The following is a 23,078-nucleotide window of genomic DNA, read 5'->3' on the forward strand; positions in this document are numbered from 1 at the left end:
TATCTAAATTATACAATCAAGGAATTCACTTCTTAGGGATAATGGAATTACTAAAAGAACTTCCGTTATCAAAGTCATATAAAGAAAGCATTACCAATATGGAAAGTTTAATAAGTATAGGAAAAAGTTTAGAAGAGGCACTTAAAAGTAATAAAGAATTATACTCAGAGTTTTTTATTTCTATGGTGTCTATTGGAGAAAAAAGTGGTAGGTTACCTCAGCTTATGAAAGGAATAGAGGAGTATTATTTAAAACTTATAATGATAAAAAAGAAGGTTAAAGATGCACTTATGTATCCACTATTTATCTTTATATCTTTAATAGGTTTATCTATATTTTTTATATCATTTATAATACCTAGTTTTTATGATATATACTTATCAACTGGAGTAGAACCACCTAAAATATTTACACTAGTTTATAAATTATTAGAAGTATTTAGAAAAGATAGAATTTTATTTATTACTTATATTTTTACCTGGGGAATACTTATACCCTTATTAGTATTAAAGTTGTTTTGGGAAAAGTACTTAAAGAAGTATTTATTAAAGCTTAAAATAATAAAGCTTTTTAATGAATATATGGTTATATCATTAATATCAACCATAGTTAATAGTGGAATAAACATATCAACAGGTTTAGATTATTGCTCTAGGAGCTTTGATTTATTTGGTAACAATAATGTAAAGAGCAGTTTATTAAAAATAAATAAAAAAATTTTACTGGGGAATACATTGGCATCAGCAATATATGAAAGTAATAGTTGCAGCAAATACACTGTTTCTATGATAAAACTAGGAGAGTCTAGTGGAAATATAGATGAAAGACTAATGACATTATCAATAGAAATAGAAGAAAAAATAATAAATTTAATAGATAAATTGCTAAAATTAATTCAACCAACGATGATAATTTTTATGGCGTTATTAGTATTAACTTTTGTAGTTGTATTTGTAATACCACTTTTTAATACTCTTTTAGGTGGTGTAGTTTAATGAAGAAAAAGGCATTTACAATAATTGAAGTTTTAGCATCCTTATTTATAATGATGATTTTGTTGTCATTAGGTGTAAAAGTAGGGAGAACAATAATTAATATTAAAAATAAGATTATTATTAATAATTTAGCTTATGAAATAAAAGACACATTGAGTTTATCTAAGGCTTATTGCAAAAGAGTAAAGGAGAAAGGGCGGATTATGATTGATAGTAAAGGGAAGTATATGATTTTTTCAACAGAAAGTATAGAAAATAAGCCGATAAAGTCAATTAATATGCCAGAGGGATATACAGTTCATAAATCATTTGGAAGTAACGTTTGGATTTTGATAACTGCTGATGGATATATAAGTACTGCAGGAACTATCACTGTTAAAGAAAATGGAAAAGATAAACTAAAGATAACTATTGCAGTGGGAAATGATATTATTACAATAAATGAACTAGATAAGGTTGAGATTTTAAGATGAGAAATAAAAAGGGAAGTATGATAATAGAAACTGTAATTGGAATTTTTACATTATGTATTTTAGCTGCATTAATTATGAATACAACTATAGCATTAGAAAAATCATCTGCAAAGAGAAAGATAAAACAAGAAATAAGTAGTATTAGTTTTAGCATTATAAGCGAGTTAAAGTACAATTATACGTTAGTGGAAGTTAATGAATTAATAAAAGAGAATAAATTATCTTTTAAATATTATAATGAATTTCTCTTAGATTTAACTAATAAGAGATTAGTGGATTTTAGAGAAGGTAATAATATTGTAATTAAAAAAGTAGAGACAATAAAAAATGGACGGATAGAGAAATATGTAATAGTTTTTAATATAGATTTTGGCGAGGAAATTATTAAATATGAAGAGGAATTTATTAAATCATTATGGATGGAAGTATAAATTTAAAAAAAGAAAAGCATTTACAATTTTAGAATGCATAATAGTAATATTTATATCATTAATACTTCTATCATTAAGTACAACTTTAGTATTAAAAGCTTATGAAGTATATATAAAATCAGAATCCCTCTTTAACTCAAGAGATTATTTAGATGATGCAGTAATTACTATTAATAGAGTTTTAAGAGGAGATAGAATTAAAAGTATTTATATAAGAGAAGATAGGGGAAATACTTTAGGTGAAATAAGAGTTAAATATGTTGTAGATGATACATTTGAAAATATAACTATAGATAAAGTAATAAAATTTAATCTAGTTAACGACAGATTAGATTTAAATACAGTTTCAAGTAATACAGGAATTATTCAAACAACAACTAATGTTATTGCTAAGGATATAGAAAGCTTTAAAATAATAAAAAAGGAAAAATTGTTTTATATTATTATGATCCATAAGTCAGGAGAAAGTAGAATTGAATGTTTGTAAGAAAATTAAAAAGGATGGATTCATTACATTAGAGGTAATTGCTATAACTATTATGACTTTATCTGTAACTGGAATGATTACAGCTATGACTATAAATAATTTTAGAAAGGCTGAATTTTATCAGGTTGATGATGATGTTAGGAGTATTTCTTTAGAGTATGAGGATGCAATTGTGTCTGCTGAGGAATTTATAAATTCCTCGGTAGAGATAATTGATAATGTAAAAAGGAAGATCTCCAATAATTTATTAGGTGATGAATTTCAAAGTTTTTATTATATATATAAATATGATAAAAATACAATGATATCTATTATTATTAGAGATAGTTATATAAGGTTAGAACATAATAGATTAAAAAGTATAAAAAAAATACACTTAGAAGCTAAGTTAATAACTGAAAATAATGAAGAAAAAATTATTTTAGTTCCTAAGTATTACAAAACTGATTTCGTTAATATATAGAAGGAAAGGGTTTAAGAATGATTAATGTAATTGGAGTTGAAAAAGATAGGTATGTATATAATGGGGATATGTATGAAATCAAAGAGGATACAGAATTAGTAAATAAAATAGGGAAAAATATTAAAATAATTATACTAGAAGAACCTTTACTTATAAAAACTTATAAATTTGAAGGCGAAAATAATATTTTAGATGAATATGTTGATGAAGTTATTTCAAGAGATTTTTCTTTAGATGATGATTTACTTTTTCATTATGAATATTCAAAAACAAATAAAATAGTTTTCGTTTATTCAGTTAAGAAACTTAAGATAGTAGAGCTGATTATCAAGAGGGTAAGGACATTAGAAATAATACCAATACAGTTTTTTATAAAGGGAGAAATTTACAAAAGATTAAGAGGTTGCAGAAATTATGTATCATTAACAAAGATCAAAGAAATGTATTATATTATTAACGTTGTTAATGGATATATATTAAATACATATGTAACAAAGAGTAAAGATGAAATGAGTAGTTATGTAAATAAGCATAAGACAGATTTAAATGATATTATACTTGATTATAATTTAAATAAAGATGAAGAAATTGAGGATTTTAAATTTAAATCTATTAAGTATTTAAAAATAGGAGAGTTAGTAAATGAGAGGCTTTTTAAAAAACAAAGATTTTATTCCAGAAAGCTTTATTAGAAACAAAAGTGATGAGAGAAGGAATGGGAACAAAAGAGGGATTTTACTGATGTTCATTATAAATTTATTTTTAATACCTCTTTCGATAAGTAAAATAAAAACAATAATAGAACCAGTAGATTCATCTATTAAGATAAATGAAAATTTAGTATTAATAGAGGATAAAAGAGAGAGCTTAATTAATTGGTTAAATTTGATAGATAATAAAATACTATATATGAAAATTAAAAATAATTTAGGTGAAATAAACTTTCCGACATTAGAAGATGCATCAAATTTTGAAGAAAAAGAAAATTTAAATATAAGATCACTTGAAAAAAATGATAAAGGAAATTATAAAATAAATGTTCAATAATAAAAAAGATATAAAAAATAAAATTATAGGAATATTTTTAGCCATAATAACAATACTACAAGTAGGAATTCTTTTGTATTCAAAAAATGAAAGTGTTCAAACTATAAATTTTGTTAAAGAAGAAACTAATTATAATAGTATAAAAGATATTTATAGTTATATAGGAAATGATGAAAAACTTTCAATTATATCCTTAATAAAAGAAGAAAATCATTGGAATATAAATATTTCTTTAAAAGGAGAGAAGGAAGAAGTTTTAAATAAATTAAATTTATTAAGAGATTTTATTATTAGCGACTATGAAATAAATTATGAAAATAAAGAAGTTTTGTTAAATTTACACTTAAAAAGTAAATAATGAAGGGAATATTTAATTAAGTTACCTTAAATATTTGCATTTACTTATTAATTTTGATAAAATATTTTTGTTATGTCATATCATAGTTGAGGTTATGATTACATAAGTAACCTACGGGTTATAATAAATAATGAATCTAAGTTATTTTGGAGGGATATTTTATGATATCAGCAGGAGATTTAAGAAAAGGTACAACTTTCGAACATGAAGGACAAGTTTTTACAGTTATTGACTTCTTACATGTTAAACCAGGGAAGGGTGCTGCCTTTGTTAGAACAAAGTTAAGAAATGTTATCTCAGGTGGAGTTACAGATACTACATTTAACCCAACTGCTAAATTACAAGAAGCTGTAATTGAAAGAAAGGAAATGCAATATCTTTATTCAGATGGAGAACTATACTACTTCATGGATCAAGAAACATTTGAGCAAATTCCTTTAAACTTTGAAAAAGTAGAAGACGCTATTAAATACTTAAAAGAAAACATGTTTGCTATAATTAAATTCTACAAAGGTGAAGCTTTCTCAGTTGAAGCTCCAAACTTTGTTGAGTTACAAATTACTCAAGCAGACCCAGGAATAAAAGGAAACACTGCTACTAACTCATTAAAGCCAGCTACATTAGAAACTGGTGCAATTGTTAACGTTCCAATGTTCGTTAATGAAGGAGATACAATAAGAGTAGATACAAGAACTGGGGATTACATGGAAAGAGTTTAATACGTATCTTATGCTAAGTTCTTATGAACTTAGCATTTTTTATTATAAAATAATGAAAAATGGTGTATAATTTACATAGATAGTAAAGAAAAGGGAGTGTGAAAAATGAAGGAAATTAATAATGATATTGAAGCATTAAAAGATGTTATATCTAAGATTGATGACAAAAATAATAGAGAAATATATACTAAAATAACAAACATTCTAGAAAAAATTTCAGGTAAGGTTGAAGATACAATATTAAGACAAGAATATTTGGAAGAAAATGTACAATACATGGATGAAGATCTTACTGATTTACAAGAAGAGCTATTTGAAGAGGTATCATTTGATGAGTTAAGTGACTTTGAAGATGAGTACATAGAAATAAATTGCAAAAACTGCAACAAGCCTTTATTTGTTGAAAAGGAATCATTAAATAGCAAAAAGGAAATTCCATGTCCATTTTGCTCAACTACAGCTAACTAAGCTAAGAAAATATAAAGCTACTCGAAAGAGTAGCTTTTTTTATTTATGTTTTTTACAAAAGATAAGTATAAAGTTACTTAACAGTAAATATTATAAGTTAAAGAGAATTTTAAAATAGTAAAAAAATTATGTAGATAAGAAATATTTTACATATTTAATTATTATTATGAATATTATGTGATATAAGCTAATAAATTTATAGAAGTACATTAGAAAAGGAAGTGATGAATATGGAGTGTTGTGCTGAATTGTTAAAGATATTACCTTTAAAATTAACTTCCCTTATAAAAGAAGTTGAAAAGCTACAAGAGATAAGAATCAAATTAGAAAAACCAGTAATTATAAATACCTTTAATGGAGAAGAAATACTTGATTATATAGTAACTAGTGAAGATATGAAACAAATACTGATGAAGATATCTAACTATTCTTTATATGCTTATGAAGAGGAAATAAAACAAGGTTATTTAACTATTAAAGGTGGACATAGAATTGGACTTGCTGGTGAATGTGTTTTTATAGATGGAAAAATAAGAACTATAAAAAATATTGCATCTCTAAATATAAGGGTTTGCAGAGAAGTTAAAGGCTGCTCAAATGAATTAATGAGATTTATAACTTCTAAAGAACAAATTTTTAATACCCTTATAATTTCACCACCTAAATGTGGGAAGACAACTATATTAAGAGATATTACAAGAAACATATCTAATGGGATGCCACTTTTAGACTTAAAGCCTAGGAAGGTTTCTGTAATAGATGAAAGAAGTGAAATTGCAGCATGCTTTAAAGGAATACCGCAAATGGATCTAGGTTTGCGTTGTGATGTTTTAGATAACTGTTTAAAAAGAGAAGGAATGCTAATGGCTATAAGAAGCTTATCTCCAGAAGTTATAATTTGTGATGAAATAGGAACTAAAGGAGATATAGAAGCATTATTAATGGCCTTTAATTCTGGAGTAAACATTATTGTAACTCTACACGGATATAGCATTGAGGATATTTATAAGAGAAAGGTTTTTAAAGATCTACTTGAAAATTCTATTTTAGATAGGGTTGTAGTGTTAAGTAATCGACGTGGTGTTGGAACTATAGAAAAAATATATGAAGTTGATTCTAAAGGGGAGGTAAAATGCTTAAAATAATAGCAATAATAATAATTTTCTTGTCTTTTACTTATATGGGATTCTATTTTGGAGATAGTTTTAAAAAAAGAAGTAGGCAATTAAATGAAATATTAAAATCACTTTTACTTTTAAATAATGAAATAATTTATGCTAATACACCTTTGCCAGAAGCTTTAAACTATGTTGGTATAAAGGTTGAAAACCCTGTGGGAAACTTACTAGTTAATATCTCGAAAAATTTAACAGAAGGAAAATACCTAAGTGTTTATGAAACCTTTAAGGAGGAATATAAAAAAATGAAAGATAGATTTTATTTATCAAGTGAAGATGAAATAATATTATCTGATTTTTTTAAGTCTTTAGGGGAGTCAGGAATTTATGGACAAGATAAGATATTTAATTTAACAATTGAAAATATTAAAATGTGCTGTAAGGAATCAGAGGCTGTAGCTAAAAAGAATACAAAAATGTATAGGGCAATTGGAGCATGTTTAGGAGCAATGATTTCAATATTTTTATTATAGAGGGGGAATAATTTAATGCTTGATGTGAACATTATATTTAAAATTGGGGCAATGGGGATACTCATTATAGTATTAGACAAGGTTTTGAAAAGTAGCGGAAAGGATGACATAGCAGTTATTACTAACATAGCAGGAGTAGTAATAATATTAATCACAGTAATAGGGCTAATAGGGGACCTTTTTAATACAATAAGAACGATGTTTATGTTATAGGTGATAATATGGAGATTATAAAAATAGTATCCTTTGCATTTGTTGCTTTATTCATGGTTATGCTGTTTAAAGATAGAAGAAGTGATATAGCAGTTTTAATATCCCTTGTAGCTGGATGCATTATTTTTCTTTCCGTAGTAGGAGAGCTTAACAATGTACTGCTTTTTATAAAAAGTATTGCAGATAAAGCTAATATAGATTTAGTTTATATAGGGATAGTGTTAAAAATATTAGCTATAGCTTATTTAACATCTTTTTGCAGTGAGATATGTAAAGATGCAGGTGCTGGAAGTATTGCTTCAAAGGTTGATTTTGCAGGTAAAATATTAATACTTGCTTTAGCAGTTCCAATATTAATGGCAGTCTTAGATTCTATTCTACAGATATTGTAGGTGATGTTATGAAAATAAGAAAAAAAATAGTTAACAAGATTATTATTTTAAGTATTGTTTTAATTGTTAGTATATTTACGCTGCCTATTAAAAGTACTTATGCAGTAAATGATGAAAACAACAATTACAATATAAATTCAGAAGAAATTCTTCAAGACGAAGATGTACAAATGAGGTTAGAAGGTTTATATAACTATATAAATAATATGAAGACTGATGTAGAGATCTTAAATGAATTAGATCCAGTAGAATATTTTAAAAGCTATATAGAAACAGGAGAGGGTAATCTTTCCTTTAAAGATATAGGTGATATGATTGTAGGCTTTTTATTTAGAGAAGTAAAAACTGTATTATCACTAACATTAGGGATTGTTGTACTAGCTATTATATGTTCTTTATTAAAAAATCTACAAAATGCTTTTTCAAATGATAGCATTTCAAATATAGCATTTTTTGCTTGTTATGCATTATTAATTGTTATACTTTCAAAAAGCTTTATAGTATCCATATCCATTGCAAAGGATATTATAGTAGAAATATCAAACTTTATGGCAGCAATATTGCCTATTTTAGTTATAATGCTAGGTTCAGCTGGAGGTTTTGCTCAAGCTGCAACAATGGATCCTATTATCTTAGGAGCTACAATATTATTGCCAAGAATATATCTTAATGTGATTATTCCATTAATTTTAATGACCTTTGTTCTACAATTTGCTAATAATATTTCAACAGAATATAAGATAGATAATTTATGTAAGTTAATGAAACAAATAACCTTGTGGATGCAAGGATTAATTTTAACTGTATTCATTGGATTGTTAACAGTTAGGGGGATATCCGCATCTACTATAGATGCAGTAACATTAAAAACAGCAAAATTTGCAATTGATAATTTTATTCCTATTGTAGGGAAATCATTTTCAGATGCAATATCAACAGTAGCAGGATATTCATTAATAATTAAAAATGCCGTTAGCTCTATTGGACTGGTAGTAATAATTTTACTTATGCTTTATCCGATAGTAAAGCTTACATTAATGACTTTAGTTTATAAGCTATCAGCAGCAGTAATTGAACCAATAAGTGATAAGCGTATAACAAATTCAATTGCAGCAGCAGGAGAATCATTAATATTAATTATGTCCTGTGTGCTATCTGTAAGCTTAATGTTCTTTATTTTAATAGCCATTATGGCTTCGGCAGGTAAATTTATAATAGGAGGTTAATGTGGAGATATTAAAAGGTTTTATAACTACATTAGTTTCAATGCTATTACTTATGACAGCTATAGAATTAGTAGCTCCAGAAAGTAGTATAAAAAAATATTTAAAGTTTGTTTTAGGATTAATATTAATATCTGTAATGTTAAATCCTATTGTAGCAATTTTTAGTAAGGATGAAAGTGAAATAGTATCAAATATATCAAAGTATCAAGATGATTATATAGCAGTAATAAATGAAGAAAAAGAGAATACAGTAGATATTAAGAAAGAAAAAGTATTTAAAGATAACTTAGATAAAAATTGCCAAAAGATATTAGAAGAAAAATTTAAGGATATGGAGTTTGCAAGTGATATTTCTTGCAGTATTAATTTAGAAAGTATGAATTATAGTATAGATAACGTCTCAATAGGAGTAAAAGAAAAAGGAATTAAGAAGATACAAAAGATACAAATAGGAGATGACACAAGTGAAGTTATGGCATCTGAAGAAGAGATACAAAGTGAAGCTGAAATTATAAGTTACTTAGAAGAAACGCTTAATTTACCTAAGGATAAAATAGAAGTGTATAGTTTAGAGTAAGAGGGGGGAGAAAATGGGAAAGGATAATTTTAAAAATGAATTTACTAAAATTATTAATGACAAAAAGTTTCTTAATATTGTAACTATTGCACTAGTACTAGCCTTTGTATTACTTGCTGTAAGTTTTTTAACAACTGGCAGAAAGAAATCTACATCACCTACTAACGGTGGAGTAGAAAGTGCTATAGCTAATACAAGTGAAGATGGTACAAAGTCTAAAGAAATTTTAAGCTATGAAGAAACTCAAAGAAAAGAGCTTGTAAGCATCTTAAACAAAATGGATGGTGTTGGTGAAGTAGAAGTAATGATGCATTTTGCAAGTGGGGAAGTTAAAGTACCTGCAATAGATCAAAACACCCAAGTTTCAGTAACTGAAGAGGCAGATAGAGATGGTGGCAAAAGAGTACAAGAACAACAAACAGATGGAAGCAAAATAGTAATGAGTGGAAATGGATCAGAAAATGAACCATTTATATTGCAAACATATAAACCGCAGATAACAGGTATAGTGATAGTGGCAGAAGGAGCTGAAAGTGAAAAGGTAAAATATGATATTCAAACAGCAATTTCTAGTCTTTATGGACTTTCCTTAGACAAAGTAAATGTATATCCTATGCAAAGATAGCATATAATTAAAAGAGAATTAGATGGGGGGATTTTATCATGACAAAAAAACAATTTGGAATTATTTTTACACTTATGGCTCTTATAGTGTGTGTAGGAGTTCTATCAGCAAAACTAAACACAAGTGGGTTAAATGATCCAACAGACTTTAGCCAAGTATTATCAGAGGATACTGCAGGAGATAAGAAAGAAGATAAAAAAGACGATAAGAAAAATGACAAAGAAACTTTAGGAAGCAATGATTACTTATTTGGTTTAAGAAATGAAAAAGAACAAGGTTATGCAGCTACTACTCAACAATTAAATGCTATAATAGCTGATGTTAACACTTCACAAGAACAAAAAGATCTTGCAACTGCTGAATTAACAGAAAAAACTATGTTAAAAGATAAAGAAGGAAGAATAGAGTTAAACGTTAAAAATAAAGGTTTTGAAGATGTATTATGCTTTATTGAAGGAAATAAAGTAAGAGTTGTTGTTAAAGCTGAAGAAGTTACAGATGAAGATAGTGCTGTAATTCAAGAAATAGTTGAAGATGTAGCAACAATTAGTGATGTTATAATAGAACTTAAGAAATAATTCCGTTGTAATCTAACAAGTGGTTTGATATAATGAACATAAGAAAAACTGCTTTGCTCATTGTAAAGTAATTAGGAGGTAAAGTAAATGGAAAATATAAACAAAGATGAGAATCTTGGAATCGTTAAAATTTCAGATGAAGTTGTAAGTGTAATAGCTGGTATTGCAGCTGAGGAAATAGAAGGTGTTGTTGAAACTCAACAAGCCGTTGGTAATAACATATCACATTTATTAAAAGGTAAAAAACATTCAGGTAAGAGTGTTAAGGTTACTTTAGGTGAAGATAGTGCAATCATTGATTTAAATGTTGCAGTTGAGTATGGAATTAAAATACCAGAAGTAGTTAACTCAGTACAAGAAAATGTAAAGAAAACTGTTGAAGCTATGACTGGATTAAAGGTTGATTCTGTAAATATAAGTGTTCAAAGCATTTACTTACCAAAGCAAGAAAAAGAAGAAATTAAGGAAAATTAATATCACCCTCTGATTTTCAGAGGGTGTTTCCTTGTGCTTTAAAGAATTTTATTGTAGTATATACATGATTAACTTACTTTATAGATGTTAATAATATAATTAGAGGAAAACTTAGGAGGACAATATGAATAGAAAGAGATCAAGAGAATTAGCGATGGAATTACTTTTTGGAATGACATTAAGTAAAAACACTTTAGAAGAAACAATGGAAATGTTCATAGAAGATTATGAAATGGACTTAAAGACTATAGATTTAGAATACATAAAAGAAATATTAACTGTTGTTGGAGAAAACATAACTGCTATAGATGAAAAAATAGAATCAGCTTTAACTAATTGGAAGCTTGAAAGAATTTCAAAAGTTAACTTAACTATTTTAAGATTAGCTATTGCTGAAATGCAATTTGTAGAAGATATTCCAGGAAAAGTTGCAATAAATGAAGCTATTGAGTTAACTAAAAGATACTCAGATGAAAAAAGTGTATCATTTGTTAATGGAGTATTAGATAAAGCATTTAAAAACAACTAATATAAAAGTGAGTTAAAAGGGGGAGTTTAAATGGGGCAAATTATAGATGGAAGAAAAGTAGCATTACAAATAAAAGAAGATATAAAATTATTTATTGAAAAAAGAATTGAAGAAAATAAAAAAATACCAAAGATTGCATCAGTCCTTGTAGGAAATGATGGTGGTTCAATTTACTATATGAATAGTCAAGAAAAAGTAGCTACATCACTAGGCTGTGGTTTTGAAAAGGTAATGTTAGAAGAAGATATTAAAGAAGAAAATTTAATAAATAAAATAGAAGAGCTAAATAATGATAGTAATATTAGCGGAATAATAATACAATTACCTTTACCTAGCAATCTAGATGAAAAGAAAATTATAAATACAATTAATATAAATAAAGATATAGATTGTTTAACATATAATAGTCAAGGAAGATTATATACTGGTAATGCTAATTTCCTACCTTGTACACCTAATTCTATTATTACACTTTTAGAAAGCTATAATATAGCTTTAGAAGGAAAAGATGTAGTAGTTTTAGGAAGAAGTAATATAGTTGGAAAACCAGTAGCACAGCTTCTTTTAGAAAAGAATGCTACAGTTACAATTTGTCATTCAAGAACTAAAAATTTAGAAGCTATATGTAAAAAAGCTGATGTTTTAGTAGTTGCTATTGGTAAGCCAATGTTTATAAATAGTAATTTTGTTAAAGAAGGTGCAGTTGTAATTGATGTTGGAACATCATCATATAATGGAAAAATAACAGGAGATGTAAACTTTGATGAAGTAAAAGATAAAGTTTCCTTTATTACTCCAGTACCAGGTGGCGTTGGAGCATTAACTACAACATTACTTATAAAAAATTCATGTGAGGCTTTAGATAAAAATGAAAATTAAGACCTTATCGGTTTCAGAAGTAAATAATTATATAAAAAAAATCCTTGATAATGATTTTATTTTAAATAATCTCTCTGTAAAAGGAGAGATTTCTAATTTAAAATACCATACAAGTGGGCACATATATTTTTCATTAAAGGATTCTACTAGCAAAATAAATTGTGTAATGTTTAAAAATAGAGCAATAGATTTAGAGTTTGACTTAAAGGATGGAATGGAAGTTATTGTATCTGGAAGATGCTCTATATATGGCGGTACTGGTTCTCTTCAATTATATATAGATAGTATGAGTGAAGAGGGAGTTGGTTCATTACATATAAAGTTTCAGCGATTAAAAGAAAAGCTACTAAAAGAAGGATATTTTGATGAAGAATATAAAAAAGAAATTCCCAAAATGCCAAAGAGAATAGGTGTAATTACCTCAGAAACAGGAGCTGTAATAAAAGACATAATAAATGTAGCTAGAAGAAGAAGCTCTTTAGTAGATATTGTATTATATCCAGCAAAGGTTCAAGGAGAAGATGCATATAAAAGTGTAATAAAAGGTTTAAAATTTTTTAACAATAAAAAAAATGTAGATGTTATAATAGTAGGTAGAGGCGGAGGTTCAATAGAAGAACTTTGGAACTTTAACGAAGAAGAGTTAGCAATAGAGATTTTTAAATCTAAAATACCTATTATTTCAGCTGTAGGTCATGAAGTTGATTTCACGATTTCAGATTTTGTCAGTGACTTAAGAGCAGCTACACCATCTCAAGCAGCAGAAATAGCTGTACCTATGCAAAGTGATATAAATAATAGATTACTAGGATATAAAGAAAGAATGACAGAGTTAATGGAGCTAAAGATAAGACAAGAATCTGAAAAACTCGATGCGTTAGTAAGGGTTTTAAAAAATAACAACCCTATAAGCATAATTGCTAATTCATATGTAGAGATTGATAGTTTATTTGATAAATTAAATAGAATCATGAAAAATAAGATAGAAAATGAAAAGCTTAAGATTGAAAATATAAATAATTTACTAAATGTACATAATCCAATTAATACATTAAAAAAGGGATATGCAATTATTCAAGATGATGAAGAAAATATAATATCATCTATAAAAGATTTAGAAGAAAAAAAATCAATTAGTATAGTTTTAAAGGATGGTAAAGTAGAGGGCGAATTTAATATTTATAAATAAGGGGTTGATGTAATGGCTAAGAAAGAAAGTTATAATGATATGATGGATAATTTAGAAGATCTTTTAAAAAGCTTAGAAGAAAGAGAGTTATCTTTAGAAGACTCTATGAAGAAATATGAAAATGGAGTAAAGCTAGTTAATAAGTTATATAAAACTCTAAACTCCTTAGAAGGAAAATTAGTCACAATAAAAGACAATATGGAAGTGGAGATATCAAGGGAAGATGAGAGTAAATAATTATAGGGAAATAATAAATGAATATTTAAATAATTACTTTGTTGATAAAGGAAGCTATAATAAGTTAATATATGATTCAGCAAGCTATAGCTTAAATATAGGTGGAAAAAGAATAAGACCTATTTTAATGATGCTAGCTTATAATCTTTATAAGGAAGATCCAAAACATATATTAGATATGGCAGCTGCAATTGAAATGATTCACACTTATTCATTAATACATGATGATTTACCATGTATGGATAATGATGATTTGAGAAGAGGAATGCCTACAAACCATAAAAAGTTTGGTGAAGATATTGCTATTCTTGCTGGTGATGCGTTGTTAAATGAAGCAATGAGTTTAATGATGTCTTATTCTTTAAAAAATGGAGAAAAAGCATTAATAGCTTCAAAAGAAATAGCAGAAGCAGCAGGACCAGAAGGAATGATAGGCGGTCAAGTTGTAGATATTATTAATGAAGGAAAAGTAATATCAAAGGATGAGTTAAAATATATGCATCTAAAGAAAACAGGTGAATTAATAAGGGTTTCTTTAGTTGCAGGAGCAATATTAGGTAATGCATCAAAGGAAGATATTGAAATACTTAGTCACTTTGGGGAAAATTTAGGATTAGCATTTCAAATAAAGGATGATATACTTGATTTAGTTGGAGATGTAAAGAAATTAGGTAAAAACACTAAAAGTGATGAAAATAATCAAAAATCTAATTTTGTATCAATTTTTGGTATTGAATATTGCGAAAGCAAGTGTAGATCTTTAACTGAAGAATGTATAAGTCTTTTAGAAAAATTATCTGTTGATGGAAGTGATTTAAAATCCTTAACTCTTGATTTGTTAGAAAGGGAAAATTAAGTACGAAGGAAAGGTTTTATTATGGGTAGATTATTAGATAAAATAAATTCTCCAGAAGATGTAAAGGAATTATCAGTAGTAGAATTAGAAGTATTAGCTGGAGAAATAAGAGAATTTTTAATTGATACTGTGTCAAAAACAGGAGGACACTTATCCTCTAATCTTGGTGTAGTTGAATTAACATTAAGCATTTTTAATAACTTTAATTTAGAAGAAGATAAAGTTGTTTGGGATGTTGGGCACCAAAGTTATATACATAAAATACTTACAGGAAGAAAAGAAGGATTTAAGTCTTTAAGACAATATGGTGGAATGAGCGGTTTCCCTAAGCGTTGCGAAAGTAAGTATGATTCTTTTGATACAGGACATAGTAGCACATCTATTTCAGCTGCATTAGGTATGGCTAGAGCTAGAGATATAATGGGTAAAAGCAATCATGTAATAGCAGTAATTGGAGATGGTGCGTTAACAGGTGGGATGGCTCTTGAAGCATTAAATGATGTTGGGTTTAATAAGACAAAGATGATTGTTATATTAAATGATAATCAAATGTCTATTTCCCATAATGTTGGAGGTGTATCCTCACATTTAAATAATCTTAGAATGGAACCTAGATATAATAAGTTAAAATCAGATATAAATTCTACATTAAGTTCTTCGAATGTTGGTAAAAAGGTTGCACATTATCTTTCAAGATTTAAAGATAGTATAAAGCAATTTGTTGTACCATCAATGCTTTTTGAAGATATGGGATTGAAATATATAGGTCCTATAGATGGTCATGATATAGATACAATGAATGATGTAATGAGAAAGGCTAAGCAAATAGATGGGCCTGTAATTATTCATGTCATGACTCACAAGGGAAAAGGATATGAATTAGCAGAAAAAAATCCGAAGAAATTTCATGGAGTTACACCATTTGATTTAGAAAGTGGTGAAGCATTTAAAGCTAAATGTTCAAAGAATTATTCAAAGGTCTTTGGAGATTCAATGATTGAACTTGCAGAAAATGATGAAAGAATAGTTGCTATAACAGCTGCTATGCCAGATGGAACAGGATTAAAGGAGTTTTCTCAAAAGTATCCTAATAGATTTTTTGATGTTGGAATAGCAGAAGAACATGCAACAACTTTAGCAGCTGGTATGGCTAGCCAAGGTATAAGACCAGTTTTTGCAGTTTATTCAACATTCCTACAAAGAGCATTTGATCAAATAATTCATGATGTATGTATTCAAAATCTTCCAGTTGTATTTGCGATAGATAGGGCAGGTATAGTTGGAGAAGATGGAGAAACCCATCAGGGAGTCTTTGATTTATCATATTTAAGTTTAATACCAAATATGACTGTGTTAGCACCAAAGCATTTAAATGAAATTCCTTTAATGCTTAAGTGGGCTGTAGATAGTAATTCACCTGTTGCAATAAGATACCCAAGGGGTGGAGATTGTACTGAAGAAGTAAATGAAATAAAAGAAATTACTTATGGAAAATGGGAAAAGGTATCACATGGTGAAAAAATAGCAATTATAGCAGTTGGTAAAATGGTTCAACATGCAATACTAGCTAAAAAAGAGCTTGTAAAAAAGGGAATTAATCCTCTTATAATAAGTGCAACATTTGTTAAGCCTATGGATGTAGAATGTTTAAAAGAAATAGTTAATAATGATTATAAGATAATAACTATAGAAGATAATGCTATTAAGGGTGGATTTGGAGCTAATGTGCTTCAATTAGCACAAGGATTAGGTCTTAAGAATAAGTTTGAAATTCTAGGCTATAAAGATGAATTTATTCAACATGGAGATGTTAAAATATTATACAAAGAAGCTAATTTAGATGTAGCTGGAATTGAAAAAATAGTTTCAGAACTATAAGATAAAGGAGATAAGTATGTCAATAAAAAAAGAGAGATTAGATATCCTTTTAGTAGAAAAGGGGATTTTTACTTCAAGAGAACGTGCAAAAACGAATATTATGGCTGGGAAAATTTTTGTTGACGGACAAAGGGTTGATAAAGCTGGAGAAAGAGTAAGTGTAGAAGCTGATATATTTTTTAAAGGTGAAACTTTAAAATATGTAAGTAGAGGCGGATTGAAATTAGAAAAGGCAATGAATGAATTTAATATATCATTAGATAACAAGGTATGTATGGATATAGGTGCATCAACAGGAGGCTTTACAGATTGTATGCTTCAAAGTGGTGCAAGTAAAGTTTTTTCAGTGGATGTTGGATATGGACAGTTTGCATGGAAATTACGTACTGATGAAAGAGTAGTATGTATGGAAAGAACAAATATAAGATATGTAACTCCTGAAGATATTGGTGAAAAATTAGATTTTGCATCTATAGATGTATCTTTTATATCTTTAAGAAAGATAATGCCAGCTACAATTAATCTTTTAAAAGATGATGGTGAAGTTGTTGCTTTAATAAAGCCACAATTTGAAGCAGGAAGAGAAAAAGTAGGTAAAAAAGGCGTAGTTAGAGACATTAATGTTCACAAGGAAGTAGTTACTACAATTGTAGAACACTTATTAAAAGAAAATTTAAATATTATTGGAGTTAGTTATTCACCTATAAAAGGGCCAGAAGGAAATATAGAATATTTAGTTTACTTTAGCAAGGACACTAATAAAGAAACTAATTTTAAAATGGAAGATATAAATGAAGTTGTTGAAGCATCTCATAATACTTTATAAAGATTATTAATGAAACTCCAAAACTTTGTTTTGGAGTTTTTATTTAATTTTATATAAAGGGAGAAGCTTTAATAAAAGCAAGGGGAATATATGAAAAATATAGCAATAGCAGTAAATAAGTCAAAGGATAAAACTGGAGATGTTGCAGAAGATGTTAAATTAAAATTAAAAAAAGAATTCCCGAATGCAAACATTTTAATTGTTAGCAACTTAGATATAAGGGAATATTGCATCAAAAGAGATTTTGACTTAATTGTTGTCTTAGGTGGAGATGGAACTATTTTAGGGGTAGCTAGGGATATCAATGGTATATCAGATACTCCTTTATTAGGAATAAACATAGGAAACTTAGGGTTTTTATCAAGTGTTGAAATATCAGATTTAAAATCTGCAGCTAAAAAGATAAGAGAAGAAAAATATACATTACAAGATAGAATTTTACTTCAATGCTCATTATCTACAAAGGATGATGAAATAGAGTATAAGGCATTAAATGATATAGTAGTAGCTAGGGGAACTTTATCAAGAATGGTAAAATTCAATGTTTTTATTGATGGAAAAAGGTATTATACATTTAAAGGTGATGGACTAATAATAGCTACGCCAACAGGATCTACAGCATATTCATTTTCAGCAGGAGGTCCATTTGTTTATCCAGATGTAGATGTTATTACAGTTACACCTATTTGTGCTCATACTAAAGGAATGCAAACTATAGTGCTTAATAGTGATAGTAAGATTCAAATTAGTGTAGATAGTGGCGATGAGGATGTGTATATAACCTTTGATGGTCAAAAGGCAATTAGATGTAACTATGAATCTGTTATAAATATATATAAATCTAAACAAAAAGCAAAAATTGTTTTACTAGAGGATTATGATTATTTTAAAGTATTAAGGACGAAAATTTTAAATAATTCAAAGGAATATGAAGGTGATTAATATGAAATCAAAAAGGCATAATAAAATTTTAGAAATAATAAGTGAAAAAGATATAGAAACTCAAGAAGATCTTGCAGAAGAACTTAAAATAGCAGGTTTTGATGTAACTCAAGCAACTGTATCAAGAGATATAAAGATGCTTAAACTAGTAAAAATGCAAAGTTTATCAGGTAATTATAAATATATAGCTTCAACTAAGGAACAAAAAGATATAAATGATAAATTATCAAGTATATTAGCTAACGCAGCTGTTTCAGTTGAAAACGTAGATAAATTTGTAGTAGTTAAAACACTTACAGGATCAGCTAATGCTGTTGCAGAAGCTATAGATACTTTATTTGATACAGAAGTTGCAGGTACAATTGCAGGGGATAATACTATTTTTATTTTAGTAAGAAATATAGAAAAGGCAGAAGAGCTTGTTACAAAGGTTAGAAATATGATTTTATAATCTTATAGAGGTGGGGTAAAATGTTATTACAATTAAACATCAAAAACTTTGCTTTAATTCAAGAGTTATCAGTAGAGTTTGGAGAAGGGTTTAATATACTATCAGGAGAAACTGGTGCAGGTAAATCTATTTTAATAGATACTATTGATTATGTTTTAGGTGGTAAATTTTCTAAGGATTTAATTAGGTATGGAGAGGAAAAAACCTTTGTTGAAGCTGTTTTTTCAACTCAGGAAACAGAAGTACATTTAATTTTAGATGAACTAGATATAGAAAAGGAAGATATATTAATTATTTCTAGAGAAACTACAATAACAGGTAAAAGCATAATTAAAGTAAATGGTAAATCTATAGCGTTATCATATTTAAGGAAGATTAGAGAGAAGCTATTAGACATACATGGTCAACATCAAAATCAAAACCTTTTAAATAAAGGAGCTCACATTTATTACTTAGATAGTTTTTGTGGAGAAAACTTAGAAAATGAATTAAACATCTTTAATTCATTAAAAAGCCAATATGATGAAATAAATGAAAAGATAAATAAATTAAAAGGTAATGATGATAGAGATAAGCTTTTAGATTATATAAAATTTCAAATCGAAGATATAGAAAAAGCTAAATTAAGATCTGGTGAAGAAGAAGAGCTTAGAGAAGAATTTAATCTTTTATCTAATGCTGAAAAGATTTCTTTAGCCTTAGGAAAGTCATATGCTATTTTAGATGCACCACAGCAAGGAGTAGCTGTAATTGAAGGAATATCTAAGGTAGTAAATGAATTATCTTTTGTAGAAGAGCATTTTGAAAAAATTAAGGTTAAAAGAGAAGAAATAGAAGGGGCTCTTTATATTATAGAAGAAGCCTCAAGAGAAATTAGAGACCTAATGGGGGAAGTTTATTATGATGAAGCTGCCCTAGAAAAAATTAATGGAAGAATATATGAAATAAGTTTATATAAGAAAAAATATGGTGAAACAGTAGAAGATGTTTTAGAATACTTTAATAAATTAAAAAATCAATATGATGAATTAATTAATTCAGAAGAAATAATTTTAGAGTTAAAAGAGAAATCAGAAAAAATTATTGATGAAATGAAAGTAATTGGAGAAAAGCTTCATAAAATAAGAAGTGAAAAAGCTTTAATTTTAGAAAAAGAAATTAAAGAAGAGCTTTCTTATGTAGGATTAGAAAAAGCTGTTATAAAAATACAAGTAGATAAGCTTGATAATTTTAATAGCAAAGGTTTTGATGATGTTACTTTCTTAGTTTCAACTAATCCAGGAGAACCTTTAAAATCATTAGAAAAGGTGTTATCAGGAGGAGAACTATCAAGAATTATGTTAGCTTTAAAATGTGTATTTGTTGATAAGGATAAGATACCAACATTAATCTTTGATGAAATTGATACAGGAATAAGTGGAACAATTGCTAAAAGAGTTGGAGAAAAAATGTATCAAGTATCAACTAAGCACCAAGTTCTTTGTATTACTCATCTTCCTCAAATTTCAGCTCTTTCAGATTGTCATTATTTCGTTTCTAAAAAGGTTCAAGATGGAAAAACCTTTACTGAAATAAGAACACTTACTAAATATGATAAGATAAAAGAAATAGCTAAGATGACAAGTGGAGACGAAGTAAGTGATGTTACTTTAGAAAATGCAAGTGAAATGGTTGCATTTGCAGAATTAAAAAAAGAAGAAATAAGAAAAAACTATAATTAATACATAACATATTGAAAAATGTACACACTAAAATCATGGTAATTTACCATGATTTTATTTTTTTATCTTAAAAATCTATTTATATTAAATATTTAACTTTTATTACAATGTTACGATAGCATATAAAAATCTTAGTGGGGAAAATTAAAAACAGAAGCAAAGGAGGAGATACTATGACTGGAAAGAAAATAAAATATTTAAGCATTATAATTGCTCCAATCTTGATTCTGGGTTTAATTGCTGTCTTTAGTTTAAGAAATATTCCTGATAGAGTTTATGTAAATGACACTATCGAAGAAGAGGATATTTCTTTACCAAAGTTAAGTGTCTTTAATAATTTAAAATATACAGCAGAAGACTTAAAAATTAATTTTTTAGGATTAGTACCTTTAAAGTCTATTCCTGTAACAAAAGTTAATGATTTAGAAGTCTATCCAGGAGGAACTAGTGTAGGTGTAAGATTATCTACGAAGGGAGTATTAGTTGTAGGACATTCAGAAATTGAAACTAGTGAAGGAAAAGTCGAAAGCCCTGGGAAAAATTCTGGGATAGAATTAGGGGATATATTAACAAAGGTAAATGGAGAAGAAATTACAAGCTCTAAAGATTTGGCAAAAAAAATAAAATCCTTAAACACATCAAATATAGAAGTTGAATACTTAAGAAATGATGAATTAGCACAAAAGAATGTAGAACTTTTAGAAGAAGATGGTGAATATAAGTTAGGACTATGGGTAAGAGATTCTACAGCAGGAATAGGAACATTAACCTTTTACCATAAGGAGACTTCAACCTTTGGTGCATTAGGTCATCCTATTACAGATGGAGACACTAATAAAGCATTTGTAATTAAAAAGGGTGAATTATTATCATCATCAGTTATAAGTGTTAGAAAAGGTGAAAAAGGAGCTCCAGGAGAGCTAAAGGGACTATTTAGTAATGATAAAACTAATATAGGTGTTATAGAAAAAAACACTCAATCTGGAATTTTTGGAATAACTAATGAAAGTTTAGTTAATAATCTTTACAATAAACCTTTAAAAGTAGGCTTTAGAAGTGAAATAAAAGAAGGTCCTGCTAAAATAATTACAACATTAGATGAAAAGGGACCAAAGGAATATGATATTGAAATAGTAAAATTATTAGCTCAAGATAAACCAGGTCCAAAAAGTATGGTAATTAAAGTTACAGATCCCGAGCTCTTAGAAAAAACAGGTGGGATAGTTCAAGGAATGAGTGGAAGCCCTATAATTCAAGATGATAAGATAATAGGAGCTGTAACTCATGTATTAATAAATAAGCCTGATGTAGGTTATGGAATCTATATTGAATGGATGCTTCAAGATGCTGGAGTAATTCAATAAACAATAAAACATCGAATAAATTTCGGTGTTTTATTTTAAAATTACATAAATTCTGATTTTTTAGAAAAAAATATTGACATTTTATGAAAATATATTTAAGCTATTAATTATTATAATAAATTTAGACAAATAAAAATTGCTTTTAATAGGATTAAATTACAAATTAAAGAAATATAAGGGTATAATAAATAAATTTTATAATATCTTTTTCAAAAAAATGTAAAAAAACTATTAATATATAATAAGTTATGATATAATAATATTAAATTACTGATTTTAACTTATAATTTTAATAATTATTTGGAATAAATGAATTTTTAGAGAATATTATATAAATAATCTAAGAATAGAAGATATTATAATAATTTATTAAAATAACTAAATGTATAAGTGTGGAATATAATGGGAAGAAGGGGAGAAAAACATGAATGGATCAAAGATATCAGTTTTAATAGCTGATGACAACAAAGAATTTTGTAGTATTCTTAATGACTATCTACTTAATCAAAGAGACATTGTTGTAACTGGTGTTGCAAAAGATGGTAGAGAAGCATTAACGTTAATTGAGGAAAAGAAGCCTGATTTAGTGGTTTTAGATATAATAATGCCACATTTAGATGGGTTAGGAGTTTTAGAAAAGTTAAATTCAATGGATTTAGAAAAAATTCCAAGAATAATCGTGTTATCTGCAGTAGGACAAGACAAAATAACTCAAAGAGCTATTACTTTAGGTGCAGATTACTACGTAGTTAAACCTTTTGATATGGATGTATTTACAAAGAGAATTAGAGAAATGTTTAATGGAACTACTACAGAAAGCATAAGAAAACAAACTACTATAGTTGAAAGTGACAACAACTCACATTCAAAAGGTCCATTAGATTTAGAAACAGAAATAACAAATATAATACATGAAATTGGTGTGCCAGCTCACATTAAGGGTTATATGTATTTAAGAGAAGCTATTACAATGGTAGTAAACGATATGGAATTATTATCAGCAGTAACTAAGGAATTATATCCTTCAAT

Annotated in this window: 31 protein-coding genes; all 31 read left to right on the plus strand. The window is 27.4% G+C overall.

What is annotated here, in order from left to right:
* The coding region (locus ACRDBA_RS00990; protein WP_438571082.1) for a type II secretion system F family protein at positions 1-995 on the plus strand (995 nt) is incomplete at its 5' end.
* Positions 995-1,468, plus strand: a complete 474-nt coding sequence (locus ACRDBA_RS00995) for a type II secretion system protein (protein ID WP_438571083.1) — start codon at positions 995-997, stop codon at positions 1,466-1,468. The genes ACRDBA_RS00990 and ACRDBA_RS00995, both read left to right, overlap by 1 nt.
* A complete protein-coding gene (locus ACRDBA_RS01000) occupies positions 1,465-1,899 on the plus strand; it encodes a hypothetical protein (protein WP_438571084.1) in 435 nt (144 codons plus the stop codon). Before ACRDBA_RS00995 ends, ACRDBA_RS01000 begins: the two co-directional genes overlap by 4 nt.
* Complete coding sequence (locus ACRDBA_RS01005; RefSeq protein WP_438571085.1) at positions 1,859-2,386, plus strand: prepilin-type N-terminal cleavage/methylation domain-containing protein; 528 nt, start codon at positions 1,859-1,861, stop codon at positions 2,384-2,386. Before ACRDBA_RS01000 ends, ACRDBA_RS01005 begins: the two co-directional genes overlap by 41 nt.
* Positions 2,373-2,849: a hypothetical protein gene (locus ACRDBA_RS01010; RefSeq protein WP_438571086.1), complete on the plus strand. Its 477-nt coding sequence runs from the start codon at positions 2,373-2,375 to the stop codon at positions 2,847-2,849. Before ACRDBA_RS01005 ends, ACRDBA_RS01010 begins: the two co-directional genes overlap by 14 nt.
* Positions 2,850-2,866: 17 nt before the next feature.
* A complete protein-coding gene (locus ACRDBA_RS01015; protein WP_438571087.1) occupies positions 2,867-3,541 on the plus strand; it encodes a hypothetical protein in 675 nt (224 codons plus the stop codon).
* Entirely contained in the window at positions 3,492-3,896 is a 405-nt protein-coding gene (locus ACRDBA_RS01020; RefSeq protein WP_438571088.1) for a hypothetical protein, read from the plus strand. Before ACRDBA_RS01015 ends, ACRDBA_RS01020 begins: the two co-directional genes overlap by 50 nt.
* 73 nt (positions 3,897-3,969) lie before the next feature.
* Positions 3,970-4,254: a hypothetical protein gene (locus tag ACRDBA_RS01025; protein ID WP_438571089.1), complete on the plus strand. Its 285-nt coding sequence runs from the start codon at positions 3,970-3,972 to the stop codon at positions 4,252-4,254.
* A 161-nt stretch (positions 4,255-4,415) separates the two neighbouring features.
* The gene (gene efp, locus ACRDBA_RS01030; protein ID WP_438571090.1) at positions 4,416-4,973 is read left to right on the plus strand and encodes an elongation factor P; all 558 of its coding nucleotides are present in this window, start codon (positions 4,416-4,418) and stop codon (positions 4,971-4,973) included.
* A gap of 105 nt (positions 4,974-5,078) precedes the next feature.
* Positions 5,079-5,441 (plus strand): CD1247 N-terminal domain-containing protein, encoded by a 363-nt coding sequence (locus ACRDBA_RS01035; protein WP_438571091.1) that lies wholly within the window; start codon positions 5,079-5,081, stop codon positions 5,439-5,441.
* A 230-nt stretch (positions 5,442-5,671) separates the two neighbouring features.
* Positions 5,672-6,586 carry a stage III sporulation protein AA gene (gene spoIIIAA, locus ACRDBA_RS01040; RefSeq protein WP_438571092.1) on the plus strand — a complete coding sequence of 305 codons (915 nt, stop codon included), beginning with the start codon at positions 5,672-5,674 and terminating at the stop codon, positions 6,584-6,586.
* Entirely contained in the window at positions 6,574-7,092 is a 519-nt protein-coding gene (gene spoIIIAB, locus ACRDBA_RS01045) for a stage III sporulation protein SpoIIIAB (RefSeq protein WP_438571093.1), read from the plus strand. Before spoIIIAA ends, spoIIIAB begins: the two co-directional genes overlap by 13 nt.
* Positions 7,093-7,107: 15 nt before the next feature.
* Entirely contained in the window at positions 7,108-7,305 is a 198-nt protein-coding gene (spoIIIAC, locus tag ACRDBA_RS01050; RefSeq protein ID WP_438571094.1) for a stage III sporulation protein AC, read from the plus strand.
* 8 nt (positions 7,306-7,313) lie between these two features.
* A complete protein-coding gene (spoIIIAD, locus tag ACRDBA_RS01055) occupies positions 7,314-7,697 on the plus strand; it encodes a stage III sporulation protein AD (protein ID WP_438571095.1) in 384 nt (127 codons plus the stop codon).
* Positions 7,698-7,705: 8 nt separating this feature from the next.
* On the plus strand, positions 7,706-8,923 hold the full coding sequence (gene spoIIIAE / locus ACRDBA_RS01060) for a stage III sporulation protein AE (RefSeq protein WP_438571096.1): 1,218 nt from the start codon (positions 7,706-7,708) through the stop codon (positions 8,921-8,923).
* Between the two features lies 1 nt (position 8,924).
* Entirely contained in the window at positions 8,925-9,500 is a 576-nt protein-coding gene (gene spoIIIAF, locus ACRDBA_RS01065; protein WP_438571097.1) for a stage III sporulation protein AF, read from the plus strand.
* Positions 9,501-9,513: 13 nt separating this feature from the next.
* Complete coding sequence (gene spoIIIAG / locus ACRDBA_RS01070) at positions 9,514-10,125, plus strand: stage III sporulation protein AG (protein WP_438571098.1); 612 nt, start codon at positions 9,514-9,516, stop codon at positions 10,123-10,125.
* 38 nt (positions 10,126-10,163) lie between these two features.
* Positions 10,164-10,703, plus strand: a complete 540-nt coding sequence (locus ACRDBA_RS01075; RefSeq protein ID WP_438571099.1) for a SpoIIIAH-like family protein — start codon at positions 10,164-10,166, stop codon at positions 10,701-10,703.
* An 87-nt stretch (positions 10,704-10,790) separates the two neighbouring features.
* Positions 10,791-11,177, plus strand: coding sequence for an Asp23/Gls24 family envelope stress response protein (locus ACRDBA_RS01080; RefSeq protein WP_438571100.1), 387 nt, complete (start codon positions 10,791-10,793; stop codon positions 11,175-11,177).
* A gap of 124 nt (positions 11,178-11,301) precedes the next feature.
* Positions 11,302-11,706 (plus strand): transcription antitermination factor NusB, encoded by a 405-nt coding sequence (nusB, locus tag ACRDBA_RS01085; RefSeq protein ID WP_438571101.1) that lies wholly within the window; start codon positions 11,302-11,304, stop codon positions 11,704-11,706.
* Positions 11,707-11,736: 30 nt separating this feature from the next.
* Complete coding sequence (locus ACRDBA_RS01090) at positions 11,737-12,585, plus strand: tetrahydrofolate dehydrogenase/cyclohydrolase catalytic domain-containing protein (RefSeq protein WP_438571102.1); 849 nt, start codon at positions 11,737-11,739, stop codon at positions 12,583-12,585.
* On the plus strand, positions 12,575-13,774 hold the full coding sequence (gene xseA, locus ACRDBA_RS01095; RefSeq protein ID WP_438571103.1) for an exodeoxyribonuclease VII large subunit: 1,200 nt from the start codon (positions 12,575-12,577) through the stop codon (positions 13,772-13,774). Before ACRDBA_RS01090 ends, xseA begins: the two co-directional genes overlap by 11 nt.
* Before the next feature lie 12 nt (positions 13,775-13,786).
* Positions 13,787-14,011, plus strand: coding sequence for an exodeoxyribonuclease VII small subunit (xseB, locus tag ACRDBA_RS01100; protein WP_438571104.1), 225 nt, complete (start codon positions 13,787-13,789; stop codon positions 14,009-14,011).
* Positions 13,998-14,867, plus strand: coding sequence for a polyprenyl synthetase family protein (locus ACRDBA_RS01105; protein WP_438571105.1), 870 nt, complete (start codon positions 13,998-14,000; stop codon positions 14,865-14,867). Before xseB ends, ACRDBA_RS01105 begins: the two co-directional genes overlap by 14 nt.
* A gap of 21 nt (positions 14,868-14,888) precedes the next feature.
* The gene (gene dxs, locus ACRDBA_RS01110) at positions 14,889-16,745 is read left to right on the plus strand and encodes a 1-deoxy-D-xylulose-5-phosphate synthase (RefSeq protein WP_438571106.1); all 1,857 of its coding nucleotides are present in this window, start codon (positions 14,889-14,891) and stop codon (positions 16,743-16,745) included.
* 16 nt (positions 16,746-16,761) lie between these two features.
* Entirely contained in the window at positions 16,762-17,571 is an 810-nt protein-coding gene (locus ACRDBA_RS01115) for a TlyA family RNA methyltransferase (protein ID WP_438571107.1), read from the plus strand.
* A gap of 90 nt (positions 17,572-17,661) precedes the next feature.
* Positions 17,662-18,513, plus strand: a complete 852-nt coding sequence (locus ACRDBA_RS01120) for an NAD(+)/NADH kinase (protein ID WP_438571108.1) — start codon at positions 17,662-17,664, stop codon at positions 18,511-18,513.
* 1 nt (position 18,514) lies between these two features.
* Positions 18,515-18,964 carry an arginine repressor gene (locus ACRDBA_RS01125; RefSeq protein WP_438571109.1) on the plus strand — a complete coding sequence of 150 codons (450 nt, stop codon included), beginning with the start codon at positions 18,515-18,517 and terminating at the stop codon, positions 18,962-18,964.
* Positions 18,965-18,984: 20 nt separating this feature from the next.
* Positions 18,985-20,685, plus strand: coding sequence for a DNA repair protein RecN (recN, locus tag ACRDBA_RS01130; RefSeq protein WP_438571110.1), 1,701 nt, complete (start codon positions 18,985-18,987; stop codon positions 20,683-20,685).
* A 173-nt stretch (positions 20,686-20,858) separates the two neighbouring features.
* A complete protein-coding gene (spoIVB, locus tag ACRDBA_RS01135; RefSeq protein ID WP_438571111.1) occupies positions 20,859-22,049 on the plus strand; it encodes a SpoIVB peptidase in 1,191 nt (396 codons plus the stop codon).
* A 424-nt stretch (positions 22,050-22,473) separates the two neighbouring features.
* A partial coding sequence (gene spo0A, locus ACRDBA_RS01140) for a sporulation transcription factor Spo0A (protein WP_438571112.1) occupies positions 22,474-23,078 on the plus strand: 605 nt, incomplete at its 3' end.

This window comes from Clostridium sp. (genome assembly GCF_051654825.1).
Classification (GTDB): domain Bacteria; phylum Bacillota; class Clostridia; order Clostridiales; family Clostridiaceae; genus Clostridium.

What these genes read in the sequence shown, in the direction of transcription:
- efp (WP_438571090.1), top strand. Translation starts at nt 4,416, where the DNA reads ATGATATCAGCAGGAGATTTAAGAAAAGGTACAACTTTCGAACATGAA.
- spoIIIAB (WP_438571093.1), top strand. Translation starts at nt 6,574, where the DNA reads ATGCTTAAAATAATAGCAATAATAATAATTTTCTTGTCTTTTACTTAT.
- ACRDBA_RS01105 (WP_438571105.1), top strand. Translation starts at nt 13,998, where the DNA reads ATGAGAGTAAATAATTATAGGGAAATAATAAATGAATATTTAAATAAT.
- xseB (WP_438571104.1), top strand. Translation starts at nt 13,787, where the DNA reads ATGGCTAAGAAAGAAAGTTATAATGATATGATGGATAATTTAGAAGAT.
- ACRDBA_RS01020 (WP_438571088.1), top strand. Translation starts at nt 3,492, where the DNA reads ATGAGAGGCTTTTTAAAAAACAAAGATTTTATTCCAGAAAGCTTTATT.
- ACRDBA_RS01090 (WP_438571102.1), top strand. Translation starts at nt 11,737, where the DNA reads ATGGGGCAAATTATAGATGGAAGAAAAGTAGCATTACAAATAAAAGAA.
- recN (WP_438571110.1), top strand. Translation starts at nt 18,985, where the DNA reads ATGTTATTACAATTAAACATCAAAAACTTTGCTTTAATTCAAGAGTTA.
- ACRDBA_RS01075 (WP_438571099.1), top strand. Translation starts at nt 10,164, where the DNA reads ATGACAAAAAAACAATTTGGAATTATTTTTACACTTATGGCTCTTATA.
- spoIIIAC (WP_438571094.1), top strand. Translation starts at nt 7,108, where the DNA reads ATGCTTGATGTGAACATTATATTTAAAATTGGGGCAATGGGGATACTC.
- ACRDBA_RS01015 (WP_438571087.1), top strand. Translation starts at nt 2,867, where the DNA reads ATGATTAATGTAATTGGAGTTGAAAAAGATAGGTATGTATATAATGGG.
- spoIVB (WP_438571111.1), top strand. Translation starts at nt 20,859, where the DNA reads ATGACTGGAAAGAAAATAAAATATTTAAGCATTATAATTGCTCCAATC.
- ACRDBA_RS01005 (WP_438571085.1), top strand. Translation starts at nt 1,859, where the DNA reads ATGAAGAGGAATTTATTAAATCATTATGGATGGAAGTATAAATTTAAA.
- spoIIIAA (WP_438571092.1), top strand. Translation starts at nt 5,672, where the DNA reads ATGGAGTGTTGTGCTGAATTGTTAAAGATATTACCTTTAAAATTAACT.
- ACRDBA_RS01120 (WP_438571108.1), top strand. Translation starts at nt 17,662, where the DNA reads ATGAAAAATATAGCAATAGCAGTAAATAAGTCAAAGGATAAAACTGGA.
- ACRDBA_RS01035 (WP_438571091.1), top strand. Translation starts at nt 5,079, where the DNA reads ATGAAGGAAATTAATAATGATATTGAAGCATTAAAAGATGTTATATCT.
- spoIIIAG (WP_438571098.1), top strand. Translation starts at nt 9,514, where the DNA reads ATGGGAAAGGATAATTTTAAAAATGAATTTACTAAAATTATTAATGAC.
- dxs (WP_438571106.1), top strand. Translation starts at nt 14,889, where the DNA reads ATGGGTAGATTATTAGATAAAATAAATTCTCCAGAAGATGTAAAGGAA.
- ACRDBA_RS01000 (WP_438571084.1), top strand. Translation starts at nt 1,465, where the DNA reads ATGAGAAATAAAAAGGGAAGTATGATAATAGAAACTGTAATTGGAATT.
- ACRDBA_RS01115 (WP_438571107.1), top strand. Translation starts at nt 16,762, where the DNA reads ATGTCAATAAAAAAAGAGAGATTAGATATCCTTTTAGTAGAAAAGGGG.
- ACRDBA_RS01080 (WP_438571100.1), top strand. Translation starts at nt 10,791, where the DNA reads ATGGAAAATATAAACAAAGATGAGAATCTTGGAATCGTTAAAATTTCA.
- nusB (WP_438571101.1), top strand. Translation starts at nt 11,302, where the DNA reads ATGAATAGAAAGAGATCAAGAGAATTAGCGATGGAATTACTTTTTGGA.
- spoIIIAE (WP_438571096.1), top strand. Translation starts at nt 7,706, where the DNA reads ATGAAAATAAGAAAAAAAATAGTTAACAAGATTATTATTTTAAGTATT.
- ACRDBA_RS01125 (WP_438571109.1), top strand. Translation starts at nt 18,515, where the DNA reads ATGAAATCAAAAAGGCATAATAAAATTTTAGAAATAATAAGTGAAAAA.
- spoIIIAD (WP_438571095.1), top strand. Translation starts at nt 7,314, where the DNA reads ATGGAGATTATAAAAATAGTATCCTTTGCATTTGTTGCTTTATTCATG.
- ACRDBA_RS00995 (WP_438571083.1), top strand. Translation starts at nt 995, where the DNA reads ATGAAGAAAAAGGCATTTACAATAATTGAAGTTTTAGCATCCTTATTT.
- xseA (WP_438571103.1), top strand. Translation starts at nt 12,575, where the DNA reads ATGAAAATTAAGACCTTATCGGTTTCAGAAGTAAATAATTATATAAAA.